The organism is Providencia sp. 2023EL-00965, from assembly GCF_033550225.1.
GTDB lineage: Bacteria > Pseudomonadota > Gammaproteobacteria > Enterobacterales > Enterobacteriaceae > Providencia > Providencia manganoxydans.
In genome coordinates, this window is record NZ_JAWUEH010000013.1 from 83,858 (window position 1) to 101,850 (window position 17,993).

Annotated in this window: 17 protein-coding genes; 8 read left to right on the forward strand and 9 right to left on the reverse strand. The window is 39.6% G+C overall.

All coding sequences use genetic code 11. From position 1 onward, the window contains the following. Positions 1–166: 166 nt before the first annotated feature. Complete coding sequence (gene pdhR / locus SC428_RS16140) at positions 167–937, reverse strand: pyruvate dehydrogenase complex transcriptional repressor PdhR (protein ID WP_070925283.1); 771 nt, start codon at positions 935–937, stop codon at positions 167–169. Positions 938–1,802: 865 nt separating this feature from the next. Beyond that, positions 1,803–2,705 carry a carboxylating nicotinate-nucleotide diphosphorylase gene (gene nadC / locus SC428_RS16145; protein WP_318708818.1) on the reverse strand — a complete coding sequence of 301 codons (903 nt, stop codon included), beginning with the start codon at positions 2,703–2,705 and terminating at the stop codon, positions 1,803–1,805. Positions 2,706–3,095: 390 nt separating this feature from the next. Between nadC and ampD the strand changes: the two genes are divergently transcribed. The 7 genes from ampD to yacG all read left to right on the forward strand — a co-directional run bounded on the left by ampD (position 3,096) and on the right by yacG (position 8,812). Continuing rightward, positions 3,096–3,644, forward strand: a complete 549-nt coding sequence (gene ampD, locus SC428_RS16150) for a 1,6-anhydro-N-acetylmuramyl-L-alanine amidase AmpD (RefSeq protein WP_139158609.1) — start codon at positions 3,096–3,098, stop codon at positions 3,642–3,644. Between the two features lie 274 nt (positions 3,645–3,918). Then, a complete protein-coding gene (gene ppdD / locus SC428_RS16155; RefSeq protein WP_140181814.1) occupies positions 3,919–4,341 on the forward strand; it encodes a prepilin peptidase-dependent pilin in 423 nt (140 codons plus the stop codon). A 14-nt stretch (positions 4,342–4,355) separates the two neighbouring features. Continuing rightward, positions 4,356–5,756, forward strand: a complete 1,401-nt coding sequence (locus tag SC428_RS16160; protein ID WP_283125658.1) for an ATPase, T2SS/T4P/T4SS family — start codon at positions 4,356–4,358, stop codon at positions 5,754–5,756. Next, entirely contained in the window at positions 5,756–6,943 is a 1,188-nt protein-coding gene (locus SC428_RS16165) for a type II secretion system F family protein (protein WP_318708823.1), read from the forward strand. Before SC428_RS16160 ends, SC428_RS16165 begins: the two co-directional genes overlap by 1 nt. 283 nt (positions 6,944–7,226) lie before the next feature. Further along, complete coding sequence (coaE, locus tag SC428_RS16170) at positions 7,227–7,844, forward strand: dephospho-CoA kinase (protein ID WP_070925278.1); 618 nt, start codon at positions 7,227–7,229, stop codon at positions 7,842–7,844. Then, on the forward strand, positions 7,841–8,599 hold the full coding sequence (gene zapD / locus SC428_RS16175; RefSeq protein ID WP_140181808.1) for a cell division protein ZapD: 759 nt from the start codon (positions 7,841–7,843) through the stop codon (positions 8,597–8,599). Before coaE ends, zapD begins: the two co-directional genes overlap by 4 nt. 15 nt (positions 8,600–8,614) lie before the next feature. Then, complete coding sequence (gene yacG / locus SC428_RS16180) at positions 8,615–8,812, forward strand: DNA gyrase inhibitor YacG (RefSeq protein WP_070925277.1); 198 nt, start codon at positions 8,615–8,617, stop codon at positions 8,810–8,812. 203 nt (positions 8,813–9,015) lie between these two features. On the opposite strand, the gene mutT is transcribed toward yacG, so the two are convergent. From mutT to secM, 3 genes are all read right to left on the reverse strand, one after another. Then, entirely contained in the window at positions 9,016–9,405 is a 390-nt protein-coding gene (gene mutT / locus SC428_RS16185) for an 8-oxo-dGTP diphosphatase MutT (RefSeq protein ID WP_070925276.1), read from the reverse strand. A 62-nt stretch (positions 9,406–9,467) separates the two neighbouring features. Beyond that, the gene (gene secA / locus SC428_RS16190) at positions 9,468–12,179 is read right to left on the reverse strand and encodes a preprotein translocase subunit SecA (protein WP_070925275.1); all 2,712 of its coding nucleotides are present in this window, start codon (positions 12,177–12,179) and stop codon (positions 9,468–9,470) included. A gap of 95 nt (positions 12,180–12,274) precedes the next feature. Further along, on the reverse strand, positions 12,275–12,802 hold the full coding sequence (secM, locus tag SC428_RS16195) for a secA translation cis-regulator SecM (RefSeq protein WP_070925274.1): 528 nt from the start codon (positions 12,800–12,802) through the stop codon (positions 12,275–12,277). Positions 12,803–13,036: 234 nt separating this feature from the next. On the opposite strand from secM, the gene SC428_RS16200 reads away from it, so the two are divergent. Continuing rightward, the gene (locus tag SC428_RS16200) at positions 13,037–13,558 is read left to right on the forward strand and encodes a DUF721 domain-containing protein (RefSeq protein ID WP_070925273.1); all 522 of its coding nucleotides are present in this window, start codon (positions 13,037–13,039) and stop codon (positions 13,556–13,558) included. Between the two features lie 76 nt (positions 13,559–13,634). On the opposite strand, the gene lpxC is transcribed toward SC428_RS16200, so the two are convergent. From lpxC to ftsQ, 4 genes are all read right to left on the reverse strand, one after another. Continuing rightward, on the reverse strand, positions 13,635–14,552 hold the full coding sequence (lpxC, locus tag SC428_RS16205; protein ID WP_070925272.1) for a UDP-3-O-acyl-N-acetylglucosamine deacetylase: 918 nt from the start codon (positions 14,550–14,552) through the stop codon (positions 13,635–13,637). A 99-nt stretch (positions 14,553–14,651) separates the two neighbouring features. Further along, a complete protein-coding gene (ftsZ, locus tag SC428_RS16210) occupies positions 14,652–15,830 on the reverse strand; it encodes a cell division protein FtsZ (RefSeq protein ID WP_070925271.1) in 1,179 nt (392 codons plus the stop codon). 56 nt (positions 15,831–15,886) lie between these two features. Further along, positions 15,887–17,143 carry a cell division protein FtsA gene (gene ftsA, locus SC428_RS16215; RefSeq protein WP_008910356.1) on the reverse strand — a complete coding sequence of 419 codons (1,257 nt, stop codon included), beginning with the start codon at positions 17,141–17,143 and terminating at the stop codon, positions 15,887–15,889. 36 nt (positions 17,144–17,179) lie between these two features. Then, on the reverse strand, positions 17,180–17,992 hold the full coding sequence (gene ftsQ, locus SC428_RS16220; RefSeq protein WP_070925270.1) for a cell division protein FtsQ: 813 nt from the start codon (positions 17,990–17,992) through the stop codon (positions 17,180–17,182). Position 17,993 lies beyond the last annotated feature (1 nt).

The window sequence follows — 17,993 nt, forward strand, 5'->3', positions numbered from 1 at the left end:
ACTTGTCACCTAACTGCAACTCAAATTATTTAGAGAATAAATGGAGCCTATCTTCCTGCTACTTTTCCACAAAATAGCGGAAAGATAGGCCCTGCTGTTGTTGCCGCTGAACTCCCAAAGAGAGTAGTTACAGTAATACAGACGCAGCAGTCAGTAATCTATATTACTAATTTAATTCAGGATGTTGCTGTAACCTGCGTAAAGAACGTTCACGTCGCGTTTGTTCACGGCTGATATCCAAAAGTAACTCTTCAATAAAGGCTAAGTGACGATGGGAAGCCTCTCGTGCTTTTTCAGGTTCTCTTGCCATTATAGCGGAGAATATTTGAGCACGATGTTCACTAACTGCTTTGTACATTTCTTTACGGGTATACAAAAATTCAAAATTTTGACGGATATTTTGTTCAAGCATTGGCACCATACAACGCAATAAATGCAGTATTACAACATTATGTGCGGCTTCAGTGACAATCAGTTGATATTGCAAAACAGCGTCAGACTCAGCATCAATATCACCGCTTTGCTGAGCCTTAATAATCAATTCATAACTTTGACGAATGCGTTCCAAATCCTCATCAGTACCGCGTAACGCCGCATAATAGGCAGCAATACCCTCAAGGGCATGACGAGTTTCAAGAAGATCAAATTGAGATTCAGGGTTACCAGTGAGTAGCTCGGTTAAGGGATCGCTAAAACTTTGCCACATTTGCTTTTGAACATATGTTCCCCCACCTTGGCGGCGAGATAGTAGCCCTTTAGCTTCGAGAGTTTGGATTGCTTCACGCACTGATGGCCTAGAAACGTCGAACTGTTTGGCCAGTTCACGCTCAGGAGGTAGCTTTTCGCCGGGGCGCAATGTCCCTTCGAAAATAAGATGCTCGAGACGTTGCTCAATGACATCGGATAATTTTGGTTGGCGAATTTTACCGTAAGCCATAACCTGCCATGATCATAGTGAGTAATTAATGATTAGCTATCGCACAGTGTTAATTGGTATTACCAATTTCTGTTTGGATTAATAAAGTAACAAAGTATTCACTAACTGTCCATAAAGACCTTGCGCTAAATCATAAAATCCTGCAAATTTTAACAGATTTTTTTAAATTATAGCATATTTTGATAACTAATCCGTCCGAAGTTAGCACCTATTCTTAACAATCAGAACGAATCAATATGTAAAAATCACTTAAACTGAAACGATATAGCAGAAAACAAACAGAATAATTATTCAATTTTAACCGTTAAAAAAACAAAGCAGCTTAGCAAAAATGAAAATGATTAAAATTATGAGAAGTGAATATTAACAATATAGTTAAATATTCATCTCATTTGTTATTTTACTCAAACCAAGCGTCCAACACATCTACTGAATAGAAGAGATTCCTCAGCTAAAAAAACTAACATTCGCTATTTTGATTTCATGATAGAACTATTACTGTGTATACCCTAAATAATTCGAAATACAGATAGGCGACGAACGAAGAGAGACAAGGGTATAGATAACTATGTAACTCGGTGAGCACCGCATAGTCCCCCTACCTTGAAGTATGACGACTATATCTTTATTTATATGTGGATCCTCATCCATATAAAAAGGTAAAAGAACTAGAGATATCCAATCATCTCTCTGGATATTGACGAAACAGAGTAAAGCGTACGCCTTCCGTTCTGCGTTATCCTGCCGAAAATCGATAAATTGATTTTCCTCGTTTATTTCAGAACCCCTAACGACTGCCGCTAAACATGATATGTTTGTCAACAGTCTGAGATATGGCTAAGCCATATCTCATTTTATCGATCTCCTACGATGATTTCTCAATAAAACGCATAGAAAGATCCATAGCCTTAATATGTTTTGTCAAAGCGCCAACAGAAACGAAATCAACCCCTGTCTCGGCAAATTCTTTGATTGTTTCTAAAGTCACATCCCCTGAAACTTCAAGTGCAGCTTTACCAGCAGTAAGTACAACCGCTTCTTTCATCATAGTCACAGTAAAATTATCAAGCATAATAATATCCGCATCAGCTTTAATCGCCTGTAGCAATTCATCCAAGCTTTCTACCTCTACTTCAATAGGAACTGTAGGATGAGCTTCGCGGGCTAGTTTTACAGCTTGCGTGACAGATCCTGCCGAAATGATATGATTTTCCTTGATAAGATAAGCATCCGACAATCCAAGACGATGGTTGAAACCGCCCCCCATTAAGACTGCATATTTCAATGCGCTTCGTAAACCTGGGATTGTTTTACGTGTATCTAAAAGCTTAGTGCGAGTCCCTTCAAGCTCAGCAACATACTTTGCGGTGACGGTAGATACTGAAGACAATGTTTGAATAAAGTTTAACGCTGTTCTTTCCCCTGTAAGTAACACCTGAGATGGCCCTGACATTTCACACAGTAATTGGTTCGCTGTCACTTTATCGCCATCGTTAACATGCCACGTCACACTTACTTGTCCACCCAATTGCTTAAAAACTTCGTCTAACCATTGCTGCCCACAAAATATGCCATCTTCTCTGGTAATAATCCGTGCATCGGCTTGTGAGTTTGGAGATAAAAGCTGCCCTGTAATATCTTGTTTATAATCGACTACCTGACCAAGATCTTCTTTTAATGCATTGCTTACCGTAAACGGGATATCTGTATGTAACCTTTCAAGCAATACTTCACGTCGTTGGTTTTCGTCATAACGCCTTGTAGCCATTAATCAACTCCAATAAAATGATTATAAACCCACCATAAGCTCTTTGAGCACAGTTCACTTGTTTGTATGGGGACTTTACTGTTTGACCGATTTGTTATTCATCATACTCCAAGTTAAAACATGAATTAAGGGATGCCAACGATACAATCCGCAACAAAAATCCCACATCACAGAAAAAGTGACAGCTTCGTTATTCACACTACACCTACTTACAAGCCACTATTCAATTGAATTTAATAAAATTTCTAGTACATTTTTAATCAATTAAGCTAATAAATACCTCTTCATTAAATACGCAGAGAGTTCAATTATTTTGCGTATATGTTAATCTCTCGAGTAAAAGTTTTTGAATACGAACAACACTACAAAGAGAACACAATGGCACTGAATATGGAAATACATAATGGTTGGTTAAAAAATGTAACGCATATTCCATCTCCACATCATGATGAACGCCCAACTAACACCCCGCCTTCCCTATTAGTGATCCATAATATCAGTTTACCTCCAGGGCAATTTGGTGGCCCTTATATCAACCAACTATTTACTGGAACACTAAATCCAGAAGAACACCCATTTTTTGATGAGATCAAACACCTCCGTGTTTCTGCACACTGCCTCATTCGCCGTGATGGTACTGTTATTCAATATGTCCCTTTCAACCTCCGCGCATGGCATGCAGGACAATCTATCTACCAAGGAAAAGAAAAATGTAACGATTTTTCAATTGGCATTGAGCTAGAGGGGACAGACTTTGAACCTTTTACTACTGAGCAATACGATTCATTGACTTCTCTTACAAAAGCACTGATAAGCCAATATCCAGATATAAAAGACAACATTACAGGTCACAGCGATATCGCTCCAGAGCGTAAAACTGATCCCGGCCCCTACTTCGATTGGCTAAAATTTAAAAACCAACTCAGCGCTAAAAAATAACAGCAGTACTGTTACTCGGCTTTCGGTACAAACTACGTCACAGTTTGTACCAATCTCTTTTCTTCAATTTCTAATCTCTATTTATCACATGCCGCGCATTAATTTGAGTCGCTATTTTACAGTTAAATAAACTCTGCGAACCTGCTCCCAAGAAAATGTAACAGTTCACATTTCTATAATTTAATTTTCGATAACACTCGAAAACGGTTTTTTATTAAATTAATTATTAATCTTTTTTCATTAAGATAAAAACTCACTTAAATCGGAGGTTTTTATGAATCAAAAAGGATTTTCTTTAATTGAAATAATGGTTGTAATTGCAATAATATCTATATTAAGTGCTATCGCGATACCGGGCTATCAAGGTTATATGCAAAAAGCAGCCATAACCGATGTATTACAAACTCTTCTTCCATATAAAAATAATATTGAGATCTGTGCTTTTAATAAAGGCGCCTTAACGAGTTGTCATTCGGGAAATGAAAATATCCCTAATGATATAAAAGGAAAGTATCTAAAAACCATTGAAGCTAAGTCAGGTATCATTACCTTTGCAGCTGATAAGAATCTCTCTGGCTTGTCCGCAACACTAACACCTACCGTATCAACAGATGGTTCACCATTTAAGTGGCAAGTTGTCTGTGAAAGTGATGACGATAGATTAAAAACACTATGTGAAAACACATTTATTTTTTAATAATAGGATAATTTATGACATCGACCAGGGAAAGAGATTTCATATTTAAAGAATTAAAGTTCTTCTGCGATAAACATTATATAATTATTATTGATTATACAAATAAACGATTATCTATTGCTACAGCTAATAAACCTGAGGACAATGTACTAGCGACGCTTAGATTTATATCGAGTGTACCTGTTTGTTATGATATTTGGCCTAAAGAAAAAATCGATCATTATTTCAATAAAAAATATTCAGAGATACAAGAGCCAGAACCTGAGTATCAACCTAATGAAAATGAACAATTAAATACGACATCTCCTGCCGTTGAATTCGTTGAAGATATGTTAAAAACGGCAATCAGAAAAAGAGCCTCTGATATTCATCTTGAGCCCACGAAACAAGGCTTAAAAATACGTTTACGCGTTGATGGTAAATTGTATTTTATAGCATCCCCACCACTTGAAATTAATAATGAAATCATTGCACGTATTAAAATCCTAGCTAAGCTGAATATTGCTGAAAAACGCTTACCGCAAGATGGACAGATGAATTGGTATCTTGATGGGCACAATTACAGTGTTAGATTATCAACAATGCCTACACTGTATGGTGAGAAACTTGTTCTCAGGGTACTTAATACTCAATTGAGATATTCCATCGATCAAATAGGTTTACATTCAAGTTTGCTAACAAAATTGAAGAAAACACTTTTTCAACCACAAGGTTTGATATTAGTCACTGGCCCTACCGGAAGTGGTAAAACCGTCACTTTATACAGTATGCTTGAATATCTAAATCAATCATCACGTAATATTTCAACCATAGAAGATCCTATTGAAATTCCTCTTTCAGGGATCAATCAAGTACAGGTTAATGACAAATATGGATTAACTTTTGCTTATGTCTTGAGAGCATTACTACGGCAAGATCCAGATATTATTATGATTGGCGAAATTAGGGATGAAGAAACCGCACAAATCGCGACAAGAGCGGCTCAAACAGGGCATTTAGTCTTATCGACCTTACATACTAACTGTACCTTTAGTGCCATTGAGCGTATGGAACAGCTCGGTATTGATAGAACCCAATTAAACTCTTGCTTAAAAATGGTGGTTGCACAAAGACTAGTACGTAAACTTTGTACCAATTGTAAGACTAAAAGCGCCAAAAGCGTTCAAATCAATGACAATCGCTCAGTTCAAGAGTGGTCTGCAAGTGGCTGCGACCTTTGCTTTGCAGGTTTTATCGGCAGAACAGCTATTTATGAATATTTAGAGCAAGATTCACTTATCGAGTTTTTTCTGCATGGAAAAGCCAATTTATCCAATTTTGAAAGCCTTTTTGAAAATGGGTTACGGCTAGTTGGATCCAGTGAAACCACACTCCAAGAGCTGTATTCTGTTGTTGGCAATATAGAGGCTAATTAATGTTTATTTATTCATATATCGCATTATCTAAAAATAATACTATAATTAAAGACGTTATTATATCTAAAAGTAAAAGTTGTGCTTTCATCGAGTTATTAAACTTAGAACAAACGCCAATAAAAATAACATTTAAATCTGTATTTTTTCTCGACAGGAAAAACATTGATTATAGGATACATTTTTTTCATCAACTGAGTGCATTATCATCATCAGGTATTAATATACTCCAAAGTTTATATATTCTTCAGAATAATAATCATCCTCCATTCTGGAAAATGATTATCAAATTAGCCATTGATGACCTAAAAAAAGGTGGCTCGCTAGCCAATAATTTTAAAAGAACACCAACTATTTTTACGCCTACAATAGTGAGTTTGGTCGAGGTAGCAGAAAAAATAGGGCAATATGAAAAGAATTTTAAAATTATCGCTGAGATGCTAAAACACCATCAACAAACCAAGAAAAAAATCCTACAGTCATTGAGATATCCTATTGTCCTAATCTTACTGTCGGCAGTACTTATATTGCTCATGTTAATTTATGTGCTGCCTCAATTTGAAACCATATATCAAAGCTTTGGTCATGACTTACCCTTTATGACCAGCTTACTTATCTATGTTTCAAAATGGTTATCCGAATATGTAATATACCCACTATTAGCAATATCTCTGCTATCCTTTTCTCTTTTTAGGTACAAACAAAAATTTATTATTTGTACTATAAAATTTTTAAATTATATCCCTGCATTTAGAAATCTTACTCGGGAATACAACCTCACACTGTACTTTTCAATGTTATCTTCTACATTGCAAGCTGGTTTACCATTAACAGAATGTCTAAAGTGCGCAGCTAATACTATTGTTCATCCATTTTACAAACAAGCCTGTTTAGTTATACAACACTCTGTTGTGAAAGGAGATTCCTTTTCTACTGCAATGAACGAGCAATCTTTCTTTCCTAATATGGCATGCCAACTTATCGCTGTCGCAGAGGAATCAGGGCAATTAATTCATTTCGTACAATATTTATTTGCACATTTTTCAGAGGATTTTATCTTTCGCACTGAGACGTTACTCAAAAGAATAGAACCTATATTGCTTATTTCAATGGCATTTCTTGTAGGTGGAATTATGGTGGCTATGTATTTACCGATATTCAATTTAGGAAACGTTATAACAGGAATTTGATAGCTTAATTATAGGATAGCCTTTTATCTATTTATGATATAAAAGATTGTACAGGTAGCATAATTAAATGATGAGTAGCTAGGTAACAACCGAATGAATCGCTAAGGGTGTAAAATTTATGTAATGGGCAGCAAGTGAACGTTGGCATCAGACCTTATTGCGAAAGTTCAGTAACTTGAATTATGACGAGTAAATAAGTCTAAATTGCGTATTATCTCATCCGTGAAGACAAACAGATAAAATCCGTGTAACCTAATATTTTTCAATATATATGAACATGATTATGACTTATATTGTCGCACTTACAGGTGGTATCGGCAGCGGTAAAACAACAGTTGCGAATGAATTTGCCAAACTAGGCGTACCGCTTGTTGATGCTGATATCATAGCAAGAACAGTGGTTGAACCTAATACGCCTGCACTTACGGCGATAAAAGCACGCTATGGCGCAGATATAATTAAATCAGATGGCTCTCTTAATCGTCAGCACCTACGGGAGATTATCTTTTCAGATACAGCAGAAAAACAGTGGCTAAATAGCTTACTTCATCCGCTGATCCATCAAGAGACTCAAAAGCAACTACAGCAAATCAATTCATCTTATGCATTGTGGGTCGTTCCTTTATTGATTGAAAATAAGCTCTCGCATTTAGCAGATCGCACGCTGGTCATTGATGTGACACCTGAAGAACAAATTTTACGCACAATACAAAGAGATAATGTTAGCGAAGAACATGTAGCGAATATCCTAAAATCACAGGTCAGTAGAGAAAACCGCTTACTACATGCTGATGATGTCATTACCAATCACAATGGTGAATCCAACCTAGCAGATAAAGTGGCGGTACTACATCAACAGTATATGACGCTAGCGCAACAGAAAAATAGGAAATCTATATGAGTGAGCTCAACACAGCCAATTTCGTCACTTATGAGTATCCATTAAATGAAAAAATTCGCTCATGGCTTCGCCTTGAGACTTTGTTACAACAAGTTTATGAACTTAGCCATATAACATCCTATACATCTGGCGTTGCATTTTTCCGTTCCGTTTCAGAGTTGATTGAGATCCTTGATAGAGGAGAAGTTCGTACCGATCTGATTAAAGAATTGGAAAAACATCGCAAACGCTTAGCCACATGGGCAGATGCACCTAATGCAGATAATCAATTAATTTCATCACTACTTAATGACCTCTCAATTAAAACAGCGAATATCACCTCAGCACCAAGATTTGGGCAACAATTAAGAAATGACAAAATCATCAGCATGGTTCGCCAACGCCTAAGTATTCCAGGCGGATGCTGTAGTTTTGACTTGCCAACATTACAGCTTTGGCTAAATATGCCTCAAGAGCAAAGAGATCGTGCAATAAATGAGTGGCTTAAAAGCCTAGCGCCGCTAAAAGATACTTTAGACACTATCTTACATTTACTTCGCCAAGCGGGTTCTTTTGAAGCCAAAGAATGTCATAACGGTTTTTATCAAGATAGCGTTGAAGATAAAGAGTTATTAAGAGTACGATTATCCACCGATAAACCCATTTTTCCGCAGATCTCAGGTCATAAAACACGATTTGCCATTCGTTTTCTTCACATCGACAGCGAAAATGGTATTGTACCCGCAATGATGAATTTTGAATTGTCATGCTGTTGATAAAGGGAGTGATATATGAGCGAAAAAATTGAAGTTAATTGCCCTACATGCCAAAAAGTTGTGGTTTGGGGAGAAGAGAGCCCATTTAGGCCATTTTGCAGTAAACGTTGTCAGCTCATAGACCTAGGTGAATGGGCATCTGAAGAGAAGAAGATCACGAGTCAAGGTGATATTTCAGATAGCGATAATTGGAGCGAACAGCCAGATAACTAGCAATCTATTCACTTTATTCAAGGATCGTTAAACTTTGCAGAGTATATGTAGGCAGATAATGCCTTGAAACAAACACCGTATATTCTGGATAGCTTTAAAGCTGTGACCTATCTTCTTTAATCGGCTTTTACCCATTTGAAAATAGGTCACAGGTTTATCATAAGATAGTTGGATCTACACAAGCTAATTGAAAGCTAGTGAGATTACTTCAGCATTTCGACAATCACTCGATTAGCTGGAGGGAATTCATCAGCAACTAAATCTTTTTGATCAACCCAACGTCCCTTCTGTCCTTCTTTTCCATACGGCTCATTTTTCCAACATGAGACCATATAAAAATAGAGTGTCACACAGCGCTCATCAAATTCATGTTCCACACAATGAAATAACTCACATTCAGTGACAATAATACCCACTTCTTCTTCCAATTCACGGATCAACGCGTCTTCAGGTTGTTCGCCTTTTTCGAGCTTTCCACCGGGAAATTCCCAATAGCCAGCCATATGCGTACCACTTGGGCGCTCAGTAATAAATATCTGTTGGTCATTATTACGAATGATCCCAGCAGCGATATATAAGTGTTTTTTTTCCATAATTTTTTCGTTAAAAAGGCGGGTTACCCCGCCTTGGATTTATCTATTAGTCATTTAATAAATTAATTTAAGCGACCGTGGCATTGCTTGTATTTTTTTCCTGAACCACAAGGGCATGGGTCGTTACGCCCAATCTTATGGCCTTGTGTGGCAATTTGCGCTTCAGCTTCAGACATCAGTGATTCAGCACTTGCTTCATGGCTAAGATGCTGTTTTTTCGCTAAACGTTCTGCTTCTTCTTTACGTTGTTGCTCTAATGCTTCAACTTCTTCAGGTAAACGAACTTGAACTTTAGATAACGTGCTAATCACTTCATATTTCAGTGATTCCAGCATATTTGCAAACATATTGAACGATTCGCGCTTATACTCTTGTTTTGGATCTTTTTGCGCGTAACCACGTAAGTGGATACCTTGGCGTAAATAGTCCATAGAGGCCAAATGTTCTTTCCACAGGGTATCTAACGTTTGTAGCATGACACCTTTTTCAAAATTACGCATCATTTCAACGCCAACAATTTCCTCTTTGCGTTGATACACTTCAACCGCTTTTTCCATAATACGTTCACGTAACGTTTCTTCGTGCAATTCAGGCTCTTTATCTAACCATTCTTTAATTGGTAAATCTAAATCAAAGTCGTTAATTAGACGTTTTTGCAAACCTTCAATATCCCACATTTCTTCTAAAGATTGTGGCGGAATGTATGCATCAATTGTTGTTGTGAATACATCTTCACGAATACTCTCGACAGTTTCTTGAATATCACCACCATCAAGTAGCTCATTACGCTGCGTGTAAATTGCGCGACGTTGGTCACTCGCAACATCATCGTATTCAAGTAATTGTTTACGAATATCAAAGTTACGGTTTTCAACTTTACGTTGTGCGTTTGCAATCGCCTTAGTTACCCATGGGTGCTCAATAGCCTCGCCTGGTTTCATTCCCAATTTACGCATCATACCGGTTACACGATCTGATGCAAAAATACGCATTAGCGCATCTTCCATTGATAGGTAGAAACGGGAAGAACCAGCATCCCCTTGACGCCCCGCACGACCGCGTAACTGGTTATCAATACGACGTGATTCATGACGCTCTGTACCAATGATATGCAAACCACCCGCTGCCAGAACGGCATCATGGCGAATTTTCCATTGAGCTTTGATTTCATCAATTTGTTCTTGGGTTGGCTCTTCTAAAGCAGCAACTTCAGTTTGCCAGCTTCCCCCTAACATGATATCGGTACCACGACCCGCCATGTTAGTTGCAATGGTAACGGCACTTGCTTGACCTGCGTTTGCGATAATATCTGCTTCCATAGCATGGAATTTTGCGTTCAAGACATTATGGGCAATCTTGGCTTTTTTCAGCGCATTAGAAATTAATTCAGATTTTTCGATTGAAATTGTACCGACCAAAACAGGCTGGCCATTCGCCGTTCTTTCACGAATATCTTCAATAATTGCATCAAATTTATCTGCTTCAGTCATATAAACTAAATCAGGTAAATCTTTACGCACCATTGGACGGTTGGTTGGGATAACAATGGTATCCAGTTTATAGATAGAACTAAACTCAAATGCCTCGGTATCAGCCGTCCCGGTCATACCCGCTAGTTTTTCATATAAGCGGAAATAGTTTTGGAAGGTGATTGAAGCCAATGTTTGGTTTTCATTTTGGATTTCAACGCCTTCTTTCGCTTCAACTGCCTGATGCAGACCATCAGACCAGCGGCGACCTTCCATTGTACGACCAGTATGTTCATCGACAATGATAACTTGACCATCTTTAACGATATAGTCAACATCCAAGGTAAATAGTGCATGGGCACGAAGACCCGCCATTACATGGTGCATCAACATGATATTAGAAGGTGAATACAGTGACTCGCCCTCTTCCATTAAGCCTTCATCAGATAGCAGTTTTTCAATCAATACCAGCCCACGTTCAGTCAGTGTGACTTGACGTGATTTTTCATCAACAGAGAAGTGACCTTCGCCTTGGAAAGTATCTGAATCTTCTTTCTCTTGACGCTCTAATTTAGGAATGATTTTATCAACTTTCTTATACAGCTCAGAGCTGTCTTCAGCTGGACCTGAAATGATCAGAGGAGTACGTGCTTCATCGATAAGAATTGAGTCGACCTCATCCACCAATGCATAGTGAAGTTTACGTTGAACACGCTCTTCAGGACTAAATGCCATGTTGTCACGTAAATAGTCAAAACCAAATTCGTTGTTTGTACCATAAGTGATATCAGCAGCGTAAGCTTCACGTTTCAGACCAGCAGGCATACCCGGTAGGTTAATACCGACTGTCAGCCCTAAGAATTCGAACAATGGACGGTTGTTTTCTGCGTCACGTTTCGCCAAGTAGTCGTTGACGGTGACAACGTGAACCCCTTTACCTGTTAAGCCGTTTAGGTATGCAGGCAGTGTTGCCGTTAATGTTTTACCTTCACCAGTACGCATTTCAGCGATACAACGTTCGTTCAGTACCATACCACCGATTAGCTGAACGTCGAAATGGCGCATACCGAAAACACGTTTACTTGCTTCACGTACTGTCGCAAATGCCTCAGGTATGATGCTTTCAAGACTTTCATTTTTGCTTAAACGCTCGCGAAACTCTTGCGTTTTGGCTTTCAGTTCATCGTCCGTCAGTTTTTCAAACTCAGGCTCAAGACGGTTGATATTTTCAACCTCTTTGCGTAAACGGCGCAAAGTACGATCGTTGCGGCTACCAAAAACTTTGGTTAATAGTTTTGTTAACATAATTCTTTATTCTCAGTTAGTTATTAAATGATCACATCATTTATTTTGAACGAAAAACAGTTCACCTAATAAAGGCGTAGTAATAACAATAATAATTAACTGAAAATGGGTCCGGCACGGATCCCGTGAACTTGCGCAACCCACATCGCAGGTTGAAATGAAATAAATAGAGGGTAGATATAATAATTTGATTGAGAGGCGATTTCGCCCCATTGCAATGATCGTTGTGCCAACATAGCATACAACGTATCAAGCATAATTTGTGGTGCTAGCTGTAAGCCTTTTTGTTCGTCTTGCTGGCTCGCATCATCATCTTCAGTGGCTGAAAATGCAAAGGTCAATTGCCTGATCACATTTCTAACGGCGTGTTGCTGCCAATAATTCACCGAATAAGAAGAGGATGATGAGGAGCGCTGAGGGTTTTGCTGAGCAAATAAGTTATCAAATGCATTAACCGCTTGATTTTGGCGATTAACAGAAGATGAATTGAATTGTGTTTGTTGCCCATCAGATAAGGCATTCAAAATCGCAGGCATGCCAATACCTGTAGCCACAACCCCTAATAAGAGGTGAGACCAAAAGTATCGTCTACCAAATTGTCGCCAAAGATTTAGAATACCCATCAAAGTCTTAAATTATTTTCTGTTATACTCATCATGCTACAAACTGCTAAGATTTGCGCTAAGGTAGTTAACTACCTTCATTGGTACTAGTCGCAGTGTTTTCTATGGACGCTTAGCCGTAACTTGGATCATTTAGAGTATACACTGTATTTATATATTATCGTTTTATAGTACACATATCATATCGCACTTGTCGTACTAGAGCACTGAACTACCCATTAGCTGGAGCTGGAAATGAGAGATAGTCACCCACAAGAGCTATTTGATGCACTTGAAGAGTCGCTCGCTAAAACGAGCAGCCCTTTAAAAACTATTCAACGTACTGCACAAGCTATCAATAAGCTAAATCAAGCTGTAAAAGGCTTATTACCCAGCGAACTAAAGCCTATGTGCCGCGTTGCAAATTATCGTAATTGCATATTGGTTATCGAAGTTGCTAACGCAAGTTGGATGACCCGTTTGAATTATGAAAAACTTCATCTGATTTCTGCATTACGAAACTCTATTCTACCATCTTTATCTTCCATAGACATCAGGATCAACCCAGTTCTAATGCGAAAAAAGGTTGAAAATAGCTCACTGAATAATCAAACAGTTAAAACTCATCAAGTTCCGAACAATCGAAAGATAAGTACAGAGACGGCTAAACATCTATTACGCTTGGCTGAGAATAGTTCGAAGGGGTTAAAAGAGAGATTAGAGCGGCTGGCTGCACTGGCCGGAGAGAGTACCAGTACAACCAACAGAAAAGGCTAACACCAATCTAGTGGTAGCTGCACAACTATTATTTACAAACCTAATTAATACGCTATTTAGTTAAGCGTAAACAGTATTAAGCGTAAACAGTTGAAGGTGCTTTGAATGCCACTGGCAATTCAGCTTCATCTTCAAATGTGACCAGATCCCAAGCTGACTCTTTTGCAAGTACCGCTTGTAGAAGTTTATTGTTCAATGCATGGCCAGATTTGTACGCGGTAAACGCACCAATAATATTGTGCCCACACATGAACAGGTCACCGATAGCATCGAGTGTCTTGTGACGAACGAATTCATCTTCAAAACGTAAACCATCTTCGTTGAGAACACGATAGTCATCAACTACGATAGCACAATCGAAACTACCGCCTAAGCATAAGCCTTTGGATTGCAGATATTCGATATCACGCATAAAGCCAAATGTACGAGCACGGCTAATTTGACTAACAAACGCTTCAGCAGAAAAATCAATTTTATAACGCTGAGTGCTGCTATCAATAGCTGGGTGATTAAAATCGATAGTAAAATCAAGGCTAAAACCATTATATGGCGTGAATTCAGCCCACTTATCACCATCTTCTACACGCACTTTTTCTTTAATACGTAAGAATTTCTTCGCACAATTGATTTCTTCAATACCGGCATCCAGTAATAAGAAAACAAACGGTGCTGCACTGCCATCCATAATCGGGATTTCAGGCGCATTGACTTCAATAACAATGTTATCGATACCTAATCCTGCCAAAGCAGCATTCAGATGCTCGACGGTCGAAATACGCACGTTATCTTCATTGACTAAACAAGTACATAACATGGTATCGCGGACAGACTTAGCATCAGCCGGAAAATCAACCGGAGGATTTAGGTCAGTACGACGGTAGATGACCCCGGTGTTGGCCGCCGCTGGACGCAGAGTAAGCGTGACTTTTTTGCCGGTATGTAAACCAACACCAGTCGCTTCAACTATACGTTTAAGTGTCCTTTGTTTGATCATCGTTTTTTTCTCGCAATGTTATCCGTCCTGCTGATCATCATACTTGATAATCAGCAGGAAAGTTTAGCACAAAAAGCGGAGAAACCAATATAATTAAAATTAATCGGCCTGTTTACGCAAAAACGCAGGAATATCCAAATAATCGGGTTCCTTATTAGTTTGCGTATTTTGGTCATTCACCGCTTTTGCAGCAGCAGGCTTCTCTTCAGTCAATGAAGACATTGACGGCATAGAAGACATGCTATTTTGCATTTGCTGGTAGCGCTGTTCCATTGATGCTTGCTGAGACATCTTGTTGTTAACAAGGGTAATTTCAGGACGTTTATCCATACCAATACCCGTTGCAACGACAGTCACTCGCAGCTCTTCATTCATTTCTGGGTCAAGTGATGTACCAATCACGACTGTCGCATTATCAGAAGCGAATGCACGGATAGTGTTACCTACCGTTTCAAACTCATCCAAACGCAGGTCGAAACCAGCTGTAATGTTGACCAGAACGCCACGAGCGCCAGACAGATCGATATCTTCTAGAAGTGGACTTGAAATAGCCATTTCAGCCGCTTCTTCGGCACGATCTTCACCGCGTGCAACGCCTGAGCCCATCATGGCGTAGCCCATTTCTGACATTACAGTACGTACGTCAGCAAAGTCGACGTTCATCAGACCAGGGCGTGTGATCAGCTCTGCAATACCTTGAACAGCACCTTTTAGTACATCGTTTGCTGCACCAAAAGCATCCAGTAATGAGATACCGCGACCCAATACTTTTAGTAGTTTGTCATTTGGAATAGTAATTAATGAGTCAACATGTTTTGATAACTCAGTAATGCCTGATTCCGCGAATGCCATACGTTTTTTGCCTTCAAAATTGAAAGGCTTAGTCACGACAGCAACAGTTAGGATACCCAGTTCTTTAGCAACTTCAGCAACCACTGGAGCCGCACCTGTACCCGTACCACCGCCCATACCCGCTGCGATAAAGACCATGTCTGCACCATCAAGTGCATTACGTAACGCTTCACGATCTTCTTCAGCGGCATTGCGGCCAACTTCAGGGTTGGCACCTGCGCCAAGACCTTTAGTGATACCAGTACCAATCTGGATGGTTTGTCCGACTGCGGTTTTACGCAGTGCTTGTGCATCCGTGTTGACGGCGAAGAACTCAACGCCTTCAATACGCTCACGCACCATGTGTTCAACGGCATTTCCGCCGCCGCCACCAACGCCGATGACTTTAATCACCGCATCGTTGGTTAGCTCCATTGGTTCAAACATAATGTCTCTCCGTTTTGTGCTTACTTCGAAGCTAATAATATGCTTCTGAATAAAAATTAAAATTCTTTTCTCAGCCAACCGGTAATTTTACTAAACCACCCTTTAACTGAAGCACGTTTTTCCGTTTCGGTATCATCGCCAAGATGGCTTTCTTTACCGTAATGCAGAAGCCCAACCGCAGTTGAATAGTATGGCTCCTGAGCATAATCCGTTAAGCCTGTAATATTGAGTGGAGTCCCGATCCTAACTTGTGTATGGAACACTTTTTGAGCACATTCAACGAGCCCGTCGATTTGTGCAGCGCCCCCAGTAAGAACGATCCCCGCGGCTAAATGGTGTTTGACACCTTGTTGCCTTAACTGTTCCTGTAAATTTAAAATTTCTTCATTTACTAGGTTTAACAGCTCTGTATAACGCGGCTCGATAACCTCTGCTAAAGTTTGACGTTGCAAACTTCTCGGTGGTCGTCCACCCACGCTAGGTACTTCAACTGTTTCATCTTTACTCACTATCGAGCCGACAGCACAGCCATGACGAACTTTGATTGCTTCGGCATCACTTGGTGGTGTACCGAAAGCGTAGGCAATATCGCTTGTTACAACATTACCTGCATAAGGGATCACTTTGGTATGACGTAATGCACCACCTGTGTATACTGCCATATCCATGGTCCCACCACCGATATCAACCACACAAACGCCAAGCTCGCGTTCATCTTCGGTCAGTACAGAATAACTTGCAGCAAGACCGGCAAAAATCAGTTGGTCGACTTTCAACCCACAACGTTCTACCGCTTTCACAATATTTTTCGCCATATCGTTATGGCAAGTAATCAAGTGAACTTTCGCTTGCATACGCACACCTGAAAGACCAACAGGGTTCTTAATACCTTCTTGGTAATCAATCGCGAACTCTTGTGGGATCACATGAAGAATTCGATGTTCGTCACGAACCCTGACTGATTTAGCGGTATGAACAACACTGTCTACGTCTTCTTGTGTCACTTCTTCTTCTGAAACTGGTACCATACCAATTTCGTTTTGGCAGCTAACATGCTTACCTGACAAGGCAAGATACACTGAAGAAATTTGGCAATCTGCCATCAACTCAGCCTGATCAATCGCCCTTTGCACGCATTTAACCACTGACTCTAAGTCGTTAACGCCACCTTTGTCCATGCCACGAGATGGACAGCTTCCCACCCCGATAATATTCACCATACCATCGGGCAGAATTTCGCCTACAAGGGCCGACACCTTGGAAGTCCCAATTTCAAGGCCTACAACTAATTTTCTGTCCGTCGTTTTGATCATTTGCTTCTGCCTAGTCTGAGTTATTAGCAATATTAATTATTGTAACTCCAGTGGTGCATCCACTAGCAGTGGTGCCCACCCCACCGCAGCGCCACTGGTATAACGTAAATCAACATAGTCGACACGTTTATCTGTGGTTTGCTGCAACAGCGGATAAAGTTCAAGAAAACGATTTAACCGCCCAATTACATCTTTTTTACCGAGTTCAATACGAACATCGTTATCTAAAATAAGCTGCCAAGCATGCCGTGCTGTCATCGAGACTGATTTTAATTTTAAATTTTGCTCTGCAAGTATTCTTTTAAATTCAAGGTACTCTTTTAGCACTTCTTTTTGGCTACCTTGCGGGCCATATAGCAAGGCATAATCACCTTTATTACTTTCACTGGCAGGAAGACTAAATACTCGCCCTTCCTTGTCAACCATTGTTTGGTCATTCCAACGTGCATAAGGCACATATTCGACTAAATGGATCTTTAATTCGTCAGGCCACTGCTTACGTACTGTAACTTGGCGTATCCATGGCATCGCACTAATCTGATTTTGAATCGCATTCACATCAACCGTCATAAATGTTCCCGGTTGCCCCAATGATAATATTGCCTTCCTAACATCATCATTGGTTGTATAGTGGCGCTCCCCCGTTAATACCAGTTTCGACATCGGCAGTCTGTCAGCATCTTTCATCCAGTTCATGACGGTCCAGCCACTCCAAATGATTGTGCCAACAACCATTAAGAAGAAAATCAACCCACCAAGAAACGCACCATTACTTGGTCCTGAATTTGGGTCATTACTGTCATCATTATGCTGTTTATGATGCCTAACATTTAACGCTGCCTGTGACATA